The 13,578-nt window shown below is 66.5% G+C and carries 10 protein-coding genes; 5 read left to right on the forward strand and 5 right to left on the reverse strand.

The window, feature by feature from the left end:
- Positions 1 to 2 precede the first annotated feature (2 nt).
- The 3 genes from acnB to AAD027_RS09195 are packed head-to-tail and all read right to left on the reverse strand — an operon-like array spanning position 3 to position 3,244.
- Complete coding sequence (gene acnB, locus AAD027_RS09185; protein WP_341725717.1) at positions 3 to 2,588, reverse strand: bifunctional aconitate hydratase 2/2-methylisocitrate dehydratase; 2,586 nt, start codon at positions 2,586 to 2,588, stop codon at positions 3 to 5.
- Between the two features lie 51 nt (positions 2,589 to 2,639).
- Positions 2,640 to 3,041 carry a type II toxin-antitoxin system VapC family toxin gene (locus AAD027_RS09190; RefSeq protein ID WP_341725718.1) on the reverse strand — a complete coding sequence of 134 codons (402 nt, stop codon included), beginning with the start codon at positions 3,039 to 3,041 and terminating at the stop codon, positions 2,640 to 2,642.
- Complete coding sequence (locus AAD027_RS09195) at positions 3,038 to 3,244, reverse strand: AbrB/MazE/SpoVT family DNA-binding domain-containing protein (RefSeq protein WP_341725719.1); 207 nt, start codon at positions 3,242 to 3,244, stop codon at positions 3,038 to 3,040. The genes AAD027_RS09190 and AAD027_RS09195 overlap by 4 nt, the downstream gene beginning before the upstream one ends.
- Before the next feature lie 272 nt (positions 3,245 to 3,516).
- On the opposite strand from AAD027_RS09195, the gene acnA reads away from it, so the two are divergent.
- On the forward strand, positions 3,517 to 6,282 hold the full coding sequence (acnA, locus tag AAD027_RS09200; protein ID WP_341725720.1) for an aconitate hydratase AcnA: 2,766 nt from the start codon (positions 3,517 to 3,519) through the stop codon (positions 6,280 to 6,282).
- A 231-nt stretch (positions 6,283 to 6,513) separates the two neighbouring features.
- Here acnA and AAD027_RS09205 read toward each other — a convergent pair whose 3' ends face one another.
- Positions 6,514 to 8,967 (reverse strand): S9 family peptidase, encoded by a 2,454-nt coding sequence (locus AAD027_RS09205; RefSeq protein WP_341725721.1) that lies wholly within the window; start codon positions 8,965 to 8,967, stop codon positions 6,514 to 6,516.
- 146 nt (positions 8,968 to 9,113) lie between these two features.
- Between AAD027_RS09205 and AAD027_RS09210 the strand changes: the two genes are divergently transcribed.
- Positions 9,114 to 9,560: a hypothetical protein gene (locus AAD027_RS09210; RefSeq protein ID WP_341725722.1), complete on the forward strand. Its 447-nt coding sequence runs from the start codon at positions 9,114 to 9,116 to the stop codon at positions 9,558 to 9,560.
- A 31-nt stretch (positions 9,561 to 9,591) separates the two neighbouring features.
- A complete protein-coding gene (locus AAD027_RS09215; RefSeq protein ID WP_341725723.1) occupies positions 9,592 to 10,071 on the forward strand; it encodes a hypothetical protein in 480 nt (159 codons plus the stop codon).
- A gap of 3 nt (positions 10,072 to 10,074) precedes the next feature.
- Here AAD027_RS09215 and AAD027_RS09220 read toward each other — a convergent pair whose 3' ends face one another.
- The gene (locus AAD027_RS09220; RefSeq protein WP_341725724.1) at positions 10,075 to 10,482 is read right to left on the reverse strand and encodes a nuclear transport factor 2 family protein; all 408 of its coding nucleotides are present in this window, start codon (positions 10,480 to 10,482) and stop codon (positions 10,075 to 10,077) included.
- Between the two features lie 166 nt (positions 10,483 to 10,648).
- Here AAD027_RS09220 and AAD027_RS09225 point away from each other — a divergent pair, with 166 nt between their 5' ends.
- Both AAD027_RS09225 and AAD027_RS09230 read left to right on the forward strand, forming a co-directional pair.
- On the forward strand, positions 10,649 to 12,334 hold the full coding sequence (locus AAD027_RS09225; RefSeq protein WP_341725725.1) for a long-chain fatty acid--CoA ligase: 1,686 nt from the start codon (positions 10,649 to 10,651) through the stop codon (positions 12,332 to 12,334).
- A 252-nt stretch (positions 12,335 to 12,586) separates the two neighbouring features.
- The gene (locus AAD027_RS09230) at positions 12,587 to 13,453 is read left to right on the forward strand and encodes a crotonase/enoyl-CoA hydratase family protein (RefSeq protein ID WP_341725726.1); all 867 of its coding nucleotides are present in this window, start codon (positions 12,587 to 12,589) and stop codon (positions 13,451 to 13,453) included.
- Positions 13,454 to 13,578 lie beyond the last annotated feature (125 nt).

Consider the following 13,578-nt stretch of genomic DNA (forward strand, 5'->3'; position numbering starts at 1 on the left):
GATCAGGCCGCGACGGTGTCGGCGACGTCCTTGTAGTCCTGGATCTGGTCGAAGTTCATGTAGCGGTAGATCTGGTCGCCGTTGGCGTTGATCACGCCGATGTCGGCCATGTACTCGGCCTTGGTCGGGATGCGGCCCAGGCGCGAGCAGATGGCGGCCAGCTCGGCAGAACCCAGGTAGACGTTGGAGTTCTTGCCCAGGCGGTTGGGGAAGTTGCGGGTGCTGGTGGAGAACACCGTGGCGCCCTCCTTCACCTGCGCCTGGTTGCCCATGCACAGCGAGCAGCCCGGCATCTCCATGCGCGCGCCGGCGGTGCCGAAGGTGCCGTAGTGGCCTTCCTTGGTCAGTTCGGCGGCGTCCATCTTGGTCGGCGGAGCGACCCACAGCTTGGTCGGGATGTCGCGCTTGCCTTCCAGCAGCTTGGACGCGGCGCGGAAATGGCCGATGTTGGTCATGCACGAGCCGATGAACACCTCGTCGATCACCGCGCCGGAGACTTCCGACAGCGTCTTGACGTCGTCCGGATCGTTCGGGCAGGCCACGATGGGCTCGTGCACGTCGGCCAGGTCGATCTCGATGACGGCGGCGTATTCGGCGTCGGCATCGCGTTCCAGCAGCTGCGGATCGGCCAGCCAGGCCTCCATGGCCTTGATGCGGCGGGCGATGGATCGCGCGTCGGCATAGCCCTCGGCGATCATCCACTTCAACAGCGTGATGTTGCTGTTGATGTATTCGATGATCGGTTCCTTGTTGAGGTGCACGGTGCAGCCGGCGGCCGAACGTTCGGCCGAGGCGTCGGACAGTTCGAACGCCTGCTCCACCTTCAGGTCGGGCAGGCCCTCGATCTCCAGGATGCGGCCGGAGAAGATGTTCTTCTTGCCCTGCTTGGCCACGGTCAGCAGACCGGCCTTGATGGCATACAAGGGGATCGCGTTGACCAGGTCGCGCAGGGTCACGCCGGGCTGCATTTCGCCCTTGAAGCGCACCAGCACCGATTCGGGCATGTCCAGCGGCATCACCCCGGTGGCGGCGGCGAACGCGACCAGGCCCGAGCCCGCCGGGAACGAGATGCCCACCGGGAAGCGGGTGTGCGAATCGCCGCCGGTGCCGACGGTATCGGGCAGCAGCATGCGGTTGAGCCAGCTGTGGATCACGCCGTCGCCCGGGCGCAGCGAGATGCCGCCGCGGTTGCTGATGAAGGCCGGCAGCTCGTGGTGGGTCCTGACGTCGACCGGCTTCGGGTAGGCGGCGGTGTGGCAGAACGACTGCATCACCAGGTCGGCGGAGAAGCCCAGGCAGGCCAGGTCCTTCAACTCGTCGCGGGTCATCGGGCCGGTGGTGTCCTGCGAACCCACCGAGGTCATCTTCGGCTCGCAGTAGGTGCCCGGGCGCATGCCCTTCCCTTCCGGCAGGCCACAGGCGCGACCGACCATCTTCTGCGCCAGGGTGAAGCCCTTGCCGGTGTCGGCCGGCACCTGCGGCAGACGGAACAGCGTGGACGGCGGCAGGCCCAGCGCCTCGCGCGCCTTGGCGGTCAGGCCGCGGCCGACGATCAGCGGGATGCGGCCGCCGGCGCGCACTTCGTCGAACAGCACCTCGGACTTCACCTGGAACTCGGCGATGACCTGCCCGTCCTTCAGTGCCTTGCCTTCGTACGGGCGCAGTTCGACCACGTCGCCCATGTCCATCTTCGACACGTCAAGCTCGATCGGCAGCGCGCCGGCGTCCTCCATCGTGTTGTAGAAGATCGGGGCGATCTTGCTGCCCAGACAGACGCCGCCGAAGCGCTTGTTGGGGATGAACGGGATATCCTCGCCGGTCCACCACAGCACCGAGTTGGTCGCCGACTTGCGGCTGGAGCCGGTGCCGACCACGTCGCCGACATAGGCGACCAGGTGGCCCTTGGCCTTCAGCGATTCGATGAACTTCACCGGGCCGCGCTTGCCGTCTTCCTCGGGTTCGATGCCGTCGCGCCTGTTCTTCAGCATGGCCAGCGCGTGCAGAGGGATGTCCGGGCGCGTTGTCGCATCCGGTGCCGGCGACAGGTCGTCGGTGTTGGTCTCGCCGGTCACCTTGAACACGGTGATGGTCAGGCTCTCGGGCACTTCCGGCTTGCTGGTGAACCACTCCGCATCGGCCCAGCTCTGCAGCACGGCCTTGGCGTTGGCGTTGCCCTTCTCGGCCTTCTCCTGCACGTCGTGGAAGGCGTCGAACATCAGCAGCGTGTGCTTGAGCGCATCGGCGGCGACGGTGCCGACCTCGGCGTCGTCCAGCAACTCGATCAGCGGGTGGATGTTGTAGCCGCCCAGCATGGTGCCCAGCAGTTCGGTGGCGCGGACGCGGTCGATCAGCGGGTTGTTCTCGGTGCCGAACGCCACCGCGGCCAGGTACGAGGCCTTGACCTTGGCGGCGTCATCCACGCCGGCCGGCACGCGGTTCGTGATCAGGTCCAACAGGAAATCGGCCTCGCCGGCCGGCGGCCGCTTCAGCAGTTCGATGACCTCGGCGGTCTGCTGCGCGGTCAGCGGCAGCGGCGGGATTCCGAGGGCGGCGCGCTCGGCGACGTGGTGGCGATAGGCTTCCAGCATGGTGACTCCGGTCGTTCGGTGGTGCGGTGGAAAGGAGGAAACGCGTATTCGTTATTCGATGGCGGGCACGATCAGCTTCAGTCCCTTGAAGTAGTCGCGGTGGAAATCGGTGTCGAAGGTGATCAGTCCGTCGCCCTGCAGCAGGGCGTGGGCGCCGATCAGGAAGTCGGCGATGGGCCGGGCCTCGCCGCTTCGCTGGCGGTGCCGGCGCTGCATCTCGCCCGCGCGCACGGCGGATTTGGCTTCCACGGCGCTGAAGTGCACGCCCATCTCCTCCAGCGCGGCCAGCGCATCGGCGCCGTTGCGCAGGGAAGAACAGACCTGCGCCAGCGCGGCATCGCTCAGCACCACGCGACCGCTGCCCAGGCACTGGCGCAGGCAGGCCTCGACGGCGTCGGCGCGCGGGCCGTCCGTCAGCAGTTCGATCAGGACGGGCGCGTCGACGGCGATCATCCGGCGGCTTGATCCTTGCCGGTGCCGCCATCCAGCGCGAACTTGCCGCGCACGCGCGAGATCGCGTCGTCCACGCTCTTGCGCAGCACGATCCGGCTGCCCTCCAGCTCGACTTTCAGCACGCTGCCCTTGGTCAGGCCCAGGGCGTCGCGCACGGCCTTGGGCAGGGTGATCTGGCCACGCTCGGCTACGGTCGCTTCCATGGGGATCGCCTCTTGAGTATGCGGGAATTGTACATACTTTTCCCTGCATACTCCACCCGGAACCCGGCCACGCGTGGTCGCTCCGGGCGGCCCATCCACCCGCAAACGCTTGATCCGAGGCCGTTCCGTCGCCTGCCCGGCCCCTCCTCCCATGGTCGGGTCACGGCCGTCACGCAATTGGCGGATAATCGACGCAAGCACCGACAAGACGCACAGGATCCGCGGCTTATGCAGCTCCTGAGCCCCTTCCCCCCAGCCACAGGAGCCCTCGCATGAGCGATTCCTTCGCCACCCGCCGCACTCTGGACGTCAACGGCACGTCCTACGCCTACTTCAGCCTGCCCGCCCTGGGCGAGCGGCTGGACCCCACCGGCGGCCTGGCCCGCCTGCCCTACGCCATGAAGATCCTGCTGGAGAACCTGCTGCGCTGCGAGGACGGCGTGACGGTGCTGCCGGAACACATCCAGGCGGTCGCCAACTGGGACGCGAAGAGGGAACCGGATACCGAAATCGCCTTCATGCCGGCGCGCGTGGTGCTGCAGGACTTCACCGGCGTGCCCTGCGTCGTCGATCTCGCCGCGATGCGCGATGCGGTGGTCAAGCTGGGCGGCAACGCCGACCAGATCAACCCGCTGATCCCCTCGGAACTGGTCATCGACCACTCGGTGCAGGTGGACGTGTTCGGCACGCCCGAGGCGCTGGACCTCAACGGCAAGATCGAATTCGACCGCAACAAGGAACGCTACGGCTTCCTGCGCTGGGGGCAGAAGGCGTTCGACAACTTCAAGGTGGTGCCGCCGAACACCGGCATCGTGCACCAGGTCAACCTGGAGAACCTGGCGCGGGTGGTGATGGCCACACAGAAGGACGGCCAGTGGCTGGCCTATCCGGACACCGTGTTCGGCACCGACAGCCACACCACGATGATCAACGGCATCGGCGTGCTGGGCTGGGGCGTGGGCGGTATCGAGGCCGAGGCGGCCATGCTGGGCCAACCCTCTTCGATGCTGATCCCGCAGGTGGTCGGCTTCAAGCTGACCGGCAAGCTGCCCGAGGGCGCCACCGCCACCGACCTGGTGCTGACCGTCACCCAGATGCTGCGCAAGCTGGGCGTGGTGGGCAAGTTCGTCGAGTTCTACGGCGAGGGCCTGCAGCACCTGCCGCTGGCCGACCGCGCCACCATCGGCAACATGGCGCCCGAGTACGGCGCCACCTGCGGCATCTTCCCGATCGACGCCGAATCGCTGACCTACCTGCGCCTGTCCGGCCGCAGCGAGGAACAGATCGCCCTGGTCGAGGCCTACGCCAAGGCGCAAGGCCTCTGGCACGACGCCAACAGCCCGCATGCCGAATACAGCGCCACCCTGCACCTGGACATGGGCGACGTGAAGCCCTCGCTGGCCGGCCCCAAGCGCCCGCAGGACCGCGTGCTGCTGCAGGACGTGAAGAAGAATTACCGCGACAACCTGACATCCTTCACCGAAAGCCGCGACAAGCGCAGCCCCGAGGTCGCCGATTTCGTCTCCGAGGGCGGCGGCTCCGCGGTCGGCAACGAGGCGCTCAGCAAGGGCTACGCCGACATCGAGATCGACGGCCAGAAGGCGCGCCTGAAGGACGGCGCGGTGGTCATCGCTGCCATCACCTCCTGCACCAACACCTCCAACCCGGCGGTGATGCTGGGCGCCGGCCTGCTGGCCCGCAATGCCGCCGCCAGGGGGCTGACCCGCAAGCCCTGGGTCAAGACCTCGCTCGGGCCGGGCTCGCGCGTGGTCACCGACTACTTGGAAAAGGCTGGCGTACTGGACGACCTCGAAAAGCTGGGCTTCTACGTGGTCGGCTACGGCTGCACCACCTGCATCGGCAATTCCGGCCCGCTGCCCACCGAAGTCAGCGCCGGCATCGCCGCCGGGGACCTGGTGGTGACGTCGGTGTTGTCGGGCAACCGCAACTTCGAGGGCCGCATCCACTCCGAAGTGAAGATGAACTACCTGGCCAGCCCGCCGCTGGTGGTGGCCTACGCCATCGCCGGCACCACCGACATCGACCTGACCACCGAGCCGCTGGGCACCGGCAGCGACGGCCAGCCAGTGTACCTGAAGGACATCTGGCCGAGCAACAAGGAGATCGGCGACTTCATCGCGCGCACCGTGGGCCCGGAAATGTTCGCCAAGAACTACGCCGACGTGTTCAAGGGCGATACGCGCTGGAACACCATCGCCTCGCCCGATGGCGCCCTGTACGCATGGGACGGCGGTTCCACCTACATCAAGAACCCGCCCTACTTCGACGGCATGTCGATGGCGGTCGGCAACATCGACGACGTGCACGGCGCCCGCGTGCTGGGCCTGTTCGGCGATTCCATCACCACCGACCACATCTCCCCGGCCGGCAACATCAAGAAGGATTCGCCGGCCGGCCGCTTCCTGCAGGAACGCGGCGTGCAGCCGGCGGACTTCAACAGCTACGGTTCGCGCCGCGGCAACGACGACGTGATGGTGCGCGGCACCTTCGCCAACATCCGCATCAAGAACCTGATGTTCGGCGGCGAGGAAGGCGGCAACACCCTGTACTTCGGTAGCAACCCGCCGGAGAAGATGTCCATCTACGACGCGGCGATGAAGTACAAGGCCGGCGGCGTGCCGCTGGTGGTGGTGGCCGGCAAGGAGTACGGCACCGGCTCCTCGCGCGACTGGGCGGCCAAGGGCACGATGCTGCTGGGCGTGAAGGCGGTGATCGCGGAGAGCTTCGAGCGCATCCACCGCGCCAACCTGGTCGGCATGGGCGTGCTGCCGCTGCAGTTCATCGAGGGGCAGAACGCGCAATCGCTGGGCCTGGACGGTTCGGAGGTCTTCGACGTCACCGGCCTGCAGGACGGCGCATCGAAGGTCGCCACCGTCCTGGCGCGCAAGCCCGATGGCCGCGAGGTGAAGTTCCAGGCCAAGGTGCTGCTGCTGACGCCGAAGGAAGTGGAGTACTTCCGCCACGGCGGTCTGCTGCACTACGTGCTCCGCCAATTGGCCTCACGCAAGATCGCATAGCGCTCGCCAGGTGGGCGGAAGCCCCGCCCGCCGCAGCACGGCGGGCGTTTTCCTTGTGGGAGCGACGTCAGTCGCGACGGCAGAATCAGGAATTATGGAAGCGATGCGTTGATACGGATGAACACGGATAAAGCTTTTTAGCTTTATCCGTGCGATCCGTATTTGTCCTTGGCTTCCGGCTTTTGGGAGTCTATCGTCGCGACTGACGTCGCTCCCACAGGAGAGGGTTGGTTACTCCTGTGCCCCCGCCGTCGAAGCGCCATTCGCCTGGAGCTGCTTGACGTAGCGCTCCAGCCACTGGTCCTGTTCCCACAGCAGGTGCAGCACCGACTCCTTCGCCGCGTAGCCATGGCTTTCCTTCGGCAGCAGCACCAGCCGCGCCGGCGCGCCGAAGCCCTTCAGCGCGTTGAAGTAGCGCTCGCTCTGCATGGTGAAGGTGCCGGAGTTGTTGTCGGCCTCGCCATGCACCAGCAGCATCGGCGTCTTCATCTTGTCCGCGTGCATGAAGGGCGACATGCTGTTGTAGACCTGCGGCGCTTCCCAGTAGTTGCGCTCTTCGGCCTGGAAGCCGAACGGGGTCAGCGTGCGGTTGTAGGCGCCGCTGCGCGCGATGCCCGCGGCGAACAGGTCCGAATGCGTCAGCAGGTTGGCGGTCATGAACGCGCCATACGAATGCCCGCCCACCGCCACGCGCTTGCGGTCGATGTAGCCGCGCGCGTCCAGCGCGTCGATCGCCGCCCTGGCGTTGGCGACCAGCTGCGGGATGAAGCTGTCGTTGGGTTCTTCCTCGCCCTCGCCGACGATGGGGAACGCCGCGTCGTCCAGCACCGCATAACCGCGCGTCACCCAGTAGATGGGCGAGCCGTAGCCGGGGAAGATGAACTCGTTGGGATTGGTGGTGTTCTGCCCGGCGCTGTCGCGGTCCTTGTACTCGGTGGGATAGGCCCACATGACCAGCGGCAGCTTTTCGGTGGGCGCGGCGGGGTCGTAGCCCGCCGGCAGGTACAGCGTGCCGGTCAGCGGCAGGCCATCGTCGCGCTGATAGGTCAGCACTTCCTTGTATACGCCCTGCAGGCCCTTGAACGGGTTCTCGAAGCGCGTCACCGGCACCGGCGCGATGCGCTGCTTCAGGTGGCGGATGTAGTAGTTGGGGAACTCGGTCTGCGATTCCAGCCGGACCAGCACCGTGCCCTGCTCCGCATCCAGCAGCGACTGGATGGTTTCCACCTGGTCGTCCAGCCGCGAGGTGTACAGCCGCTCCTTGTCGCCGCTGGCCAGGTCGATCCGGTCGATGAAGGGGAACTGGCCCTCCGGCGTGAAGCCGTCGCCGATCAGCCACGCCTTGCCGTCCTCCAGTGCCAGCACTTCATAGCCACCGGCATTGCGCCGGGTCTCGAACCGGCCCGGATCGCTGTACTGGTCCTGGTAGTTGCGGCTGGACAGCACTTTCATCGGCTGGCCCGGCTGCGACGGGTCCAGCAGGTAAAGGCGCATGTTGCGCGTGTTCCACCAGTAGTCCTGCACGACGGCATGCCGCGCATCGCCCCAGGTGATGCCGCCGAGGCGGTCGATGGTCTTGAACAGCGTGCGCGGCGGCGCGTCGAACGGCGCCTCCCATGCGAAGGCCTCGTCGCGGAAGGGAACCTCGATGGCGGGATCGCCCTGGTCCAGCGCTTCCACCCACGCCAGCGTGGCGGGCTGGTCGGCGCGCCACTCGACGTCGCGGCGGCCCTCGCGCACGGCCATGAACCCCTTCGGCAGGTTTTCGGCCAGCGGCGCATCGACCACCGTGGCCACCGCCTTGCCGGCGATGTCCACCACTTCCGCGCGATACGGGAAGCGGCTGTACGGCACCAGATAGGAGAACGGCCGGCGCAGCGTGCGCAGCAGCACGTAGCGGCCGTCCGGCGAGAAGGTGGTGCCCGCGTACATGGCCGCTCCGCGCCACAGCGTGCTGCGGCCCTGCAACGAGACGCGGTGCAGCTCCGAGGTCGCGAGCACCTCGAAATTGGCCTCGTCCAGCGGATTCTTCAGCAGGTCCTGATAGGTACGGTTCTGCGCCTTGCTGCCATCGCTCACCGTGACGGTCGGACCGGTAGGCACCTGCTGGGCGGTGTCCGCCAAGGCGGGCCGCTGCACCGGCAGCATGCGCACCAGCAGCGCCTGGTTGTCGCGGAACCAGCCGATCGGGTTGCCCAGGTTGGCGTTGAGTCGGGCTTCGGTCAGCCGGGTGGCGCGCGCCGTCGCCAGTTCCAGCACCCACGCTTCCACGCCCGTGCGGGTGGTATGGGTGAAGGCCATGCGCTTCTGGTCCGGCGACCAGACGAAGTTGGCCAGGCGCGGACTGGCCGGCAGGCCACTCACCTGCCGCGGCTGCGTTTCATCCAACCGCTGCACCTGCAGGTTGTTGAAATAGGTGGCGGTGCTGGCGATGTTGGTGCGCGGGTTGACCCGCAGGCCGCCCAGCCGCAGTTCCTCGTCGGACAGCTCGGCCAAGGTCTTGAACGTATCCCGGTACATCAGCACCAGCACGTCCTTGCGGCTGTCGGTGACCACGCTGGGCGGCCGTTGCACGTCCACCAGTCGCAGGATCTCCTGCGGCGGCTTCTGGTATTCCAGCGGCTCCTGCGCCAGCAGGGCCAACGGCATGCACAGGCAAAGCAACAGGCTCCAGCGCAACATCATCGGACAGGTCCCCTCGATCCCGGATTGACCGGGGATCATCGTCGGCGAGCGCCGGCCTGGCAAGCGCCCCGCCCTTGCCGGTTTTCCGCGCGGGCTGCGTACAGGGAAATACGGGGGGCACGCCGTCCCTCGGGGGAGTTCGCGCCATGACGCCACGTCGCCCTGCCGTCCGCCATATCCTGCTGGCCATCTGCGTTCTGTTCGCGCCTGCCACTTCCGCCTTGGAAGTGCAGGACCTGAAGGCGTTCGCTCCGCTGTTCGGCCGCTACGCGCCCGCGGGCGACTGCAAACGGCAACCGCAAGTCGTGGTGGATGCCGGCGGCATGAGTTTCGAGGTGGCGGGCAAGACCGAGCGCGTCACCCGGCTCGAGTTCGCCGCCAGCTATGGCGGCAATTTCTACGAAGGCACCAGCCAATGGTTCTTCCCGTTCGGAACACCGGGCGACTGGCCCGTGCTGATGACCTTCAACGCCGGCGAGCAGGCCGGCACGATGACCATCGAAGGCCACGGCCAGGGCTGGAAAGGCGGTCCGCCGTTGTCGCCCCGCAATCGCGCGCTGGTGGACGGTTCGCCCTATCGGCGCTGCAAGTGATTTTCCGTTGTCCCATCCACGAGGGCTCGCCATGAAGCCGGAACGCAGTTCGCTGCTGCGCATCATCTGCCTGGCCGCCGCATTGTCGCTGGTTCTGCCGGCGGTCCAGGCGGCGGGACCCGATCAGTCCCAGGCGCAGAAGATCGCGGACCAGTACGTCGCGACCAGGCAGGCGTCCAACAGCAACCCGCAGAAGGAATACGAGGCCGGCAGGATCGTCGTGGCCGATCTCGACGCCGACGGCCAGGACGAGATCGTCGTGCCGTGGACCATGCTCGGGCCCACCTACTGGCACCACGGAGTGACCGTGCTGGCCCGCATGGGCCAGCGCTACCAGCCCGCCGGCGAGACGCAGGAACCGCTGGGAAGCGTGGAGGACCTGCAGGTGCGCGACGGCGTCATCGTGCTGCACACCAAGTGGCCGGGCCTCAACGATCCGCGCTGCTGCCCCAGCGTGGCGAAGACGCTGCGCTATCGCTGGCAATCCGGGCGACTGGCGCCAGCGCCTTGACCGTCAGCGCGGCGGGTCCCACTGCGCGTAGTAGACCCGCCATTCGCCATCCTCAAGGCGCCAGCCGCTGGTGATCTGGTAAGCCTGCATCTGCTCCGGCAACAGGCGACCGCTGCCGCCGGTGAGCAAGGCGGAGAATTTCACGGTGGCCGTGTCGCCCTGCACTTGCACATCCAGCGGGCCGGTGCTGGCGCCGATGCTGGCATTGCCCAGCGTGCGCAAGCGCAAAAGGTTGTGCAGCGCAGCACGATCCATGCCGCGCGCGCCGGCGAAATCCGCGCTGACCCCTTCCATGAAGTCGCCCACGCGCTTTTCCTCGGCCGCCGCCTGCATGGCGGAAAACTGCTGGCGCAGTCGTTCCTCCGGCGATCCACTGCGGCACGCGACCATGCCAAGCGCCAGCAGCGCCATGACCGCCAAGCCGCGCAGCCGTCGCGGGAAACGGCCCGTCGTCGTCGATCCCATCAATGTCTTCGCCTTTTCCATCCGTAACGGTATGCTCACCCCAAGCGCCTGAAAAGGCGCGCCCGCCGAGTGCTGGAATTCAACCCAAAGACCCTGGGGAGGGAGTGAGAAGATGAGTCAGGATCGTCCGTGGTTCAAGAGTTATCCGCAAGGCGTGCCGCATGAGGTGGACCTGGAGCAGTACCGCTCCATCGTGTCCGTGCTGGACGAAGCCCTCGCCAAGTACCGCGACCGCCCGGCGTTCCGCAACTTCGGCAAGACCCTGACCTACGGCGAGATCGACACCCTGAGCCGGCAGTTCGCCGCCTACCTGCTGGGCGAACTCAAGCTGAAGAAAGGCGACCGCGTCGCCATCATGATGCCCAACTGCCTGCAATACCCCATCGCCATCTTCGGCACCTTGCGCGCGGGACTGACGGTGGTCAACGTCAACCCGATGTATACGCCGCGCGAACTGAAGCACCAGTTGCTCGATTCCGGCGCCAGCGTGCTGCTGGTCGTCGACAACTTCGGCAAGACCGTGCAGGAAGCGCTGCCCGGCACGCCGGTCAAACAGGTCGTCACCACCGCGCTGGGCGACATGGTCGGCTTCCCCAAGGGCGCCATCATCAACTTCGTGCTGAAGTACGTGAAGAAGATGGTGCCGGACTACGACATCCCCGGCACGGTGCGCTTCAAGGACACGCTGACCCTGGGCCAGTTGCATTCGCTGCCGGACATCGACATCGACTCCGGCGACATCGCCTTCCTGCAATACACCGGCGGCACCACCGGCGTGGCCAAGGGCGCCATGCTGACCCATCGCAACCTGGTGGCCAACATGCAGCAGGCCGGCGTGTGGGTCGGCACCGGGCTGGACTACGGCAACGAGGTCATCATCACCGCGTTGCCGCTGTACCACATCTTCGCATTGACGGCGAACTGCCTGGTCTTCATGAAGCTGGGCGGCCTGAACCACCTGATCACCAACCCGCGCGACATGCCGGGCTTCGTCAAGGAGTTGAAGGCCACGCGCTTCAGCGCCATCACCGGCGTCAACACGCTGTTCAACGGCCTGCTCAATACGCCGGGCTTCGACGAGGTCGATTTCTCCGGCCTGAAGATGACCCTGGGCGGCGGCATGGCCGTGCAGCGCGCCGTGGCCGAGAAGTGGAAGAAGGTCACCGGCGTGACGCTGATCGAGGCCTACGGCCTGACCGAAACCTCGCCCGCGGCCTGCATCAACCCGATGGACCTGCGCGAATACAACGGCGCCATCGGCCTGCCCGTGCCCTCCACCGACGCCTGCCTGAAGGACGACGACGGCAATCTGGTATCGCTGGGCGAAGTGGGCGAGCTGTGCATCAAGGGCCCGCAGGTGATGAAGGGCTACTGGCAGCGTCCGGAGGAAACCGCCAACGTCATCGACGCCGACGGCTGGCTGCATACCGGCGACATGGCCAAGATGGACGCCGACGGCTTCTTCTACATCGTCGACCGCAAGAAGGACATGATCCTGGTGTCCGGCTTCAACGTGTATCCGAACGAAGTCGAAGACGTGATCGCCGGCCTCGACGGGGTGCTGGAAGTGGCCGCGATCGGCGTGCCGGACGAGAAGTCCGGCGAGGCCGTGAAGGTCTTCGTGGTCAAGAAGGATCCCAACCTCACCGCCGACCAGATCAAGGCCTGGTGCCGCGACAACCTCACCGGCTACAAGCAGCCGCGCTACATCGAGTTCCGCACCGAACTGCCCAAGACCAACGTGGGCAAGATCCTCCGCAAGGAGCTGCGCGAGCCGCCCAAACCGGCCGCGAGCTGAACCCCGACAAGGCCGGCGCAAGCCGGCCTTTTCTTTTGTCATCAGGACTTTAGGGGCGATTTATAGACATTCGTCACATTTTTGAATACTGATGCGACCTTGGCGTGTTTCCAGTGCGGCAAGGCACGTCGTGCACTGGATTTTAATTATTCGTTCAGGTGTAGGATCGGCGCGTGATGCTACCTGTGTCACATAAACCGCCGTCCCCCGCTTCCCCTGACCCTGCGGGAACACCAGCCAAGGAGCTCCTCCATGAACAACGTCGAAAAACTGCAGCGCACCCGTTCCTTCCCCACCATCCGCGTCGAATCCGAGCCCAGCGGCGACGCCCACTGGATGTACATGCATTCGGACGCCGCACCCGGCGTGCGCCCCTGCTTCCGCAGCCAGATGCTGGATGACGTGCTGAGCTTCATGAATTCCATCACCCTGCGCGAATCGCAGCGCCAGCCCGGCAAGCTGCGCCACCTGGTGGTGGCCTCCGATGCCACGGCCTTCAACCTGGGCGGCGACCTGGAGCTGTTCTCGCAACTGATCCGCGAGAACAACCGCGACCGCCTGCTGAGCTATGCGCGCCGCTGCATCGACGGCGTCTACCACCTCAACACCGGCCTCGGCGGCGACGTGCGCACCATCGCGCTGATCCAGGGCGATGCCTTGGGCGGCGGCCTGGAGATCGCGCTGTCCTGCCACACCATCGTGGCCGAGGAAGGCGTGGACATGGGCCTGCCGGAAGTGCTGTTCGGCCTGTTCCCGGGCATGGGCGCGTACTCGTTCCTGTGCAAGCGCGTGTCGCCGCAGGTGGCCGAGAAGATCATCCTGGAAGGCAACATCTACACCAGCGACGAGCTGTACAAGCTGGGCGTGGTCGACGTGCTGGTGCCGAAGGGCCAGGGCGCCGCCGCCGTGCAGAACATCATCGACAGGCAGCGCCGTTCGCCTCACGCGCACCTGGCGTTGAACGCCTGCCGCAACCTGGCGCAGCCGGTCGGCTACGACGAGCTGATGGGCATCACCGAAGTGTGGGTGGACACCGCGCTGACGCTGGGCGACAAGTCGATCCGCATGATGGAGCGCATCGTCCGCGCGCAGGAAAAGCGTTCCACCCGCGCGGCCTGAGCACACCCGCACGTCCGGAGCCACCACAGGGGACAACAGGGGAAGTCAGGGGGTTGAAGCGCAGGCATCGCGTCTTCAAGGGCGAGTCCGGGTCACCGTACTCGCCAGGGACCCGCCCGCAGGCG

Origin of the sequence: Pseudoxanthomonas putridarboris (genome assembly GCF_038321125.1) — a bacterium.
Taxonomy (GTDB): domain Bacteria; phylum Pseudomonadota; class Gammaproteobacteria; order Xanthomonadales; family Xanthomonadaceae; genus Pseudoxanthomonas_A; species Pseudoxanthomonas_A putridarboris.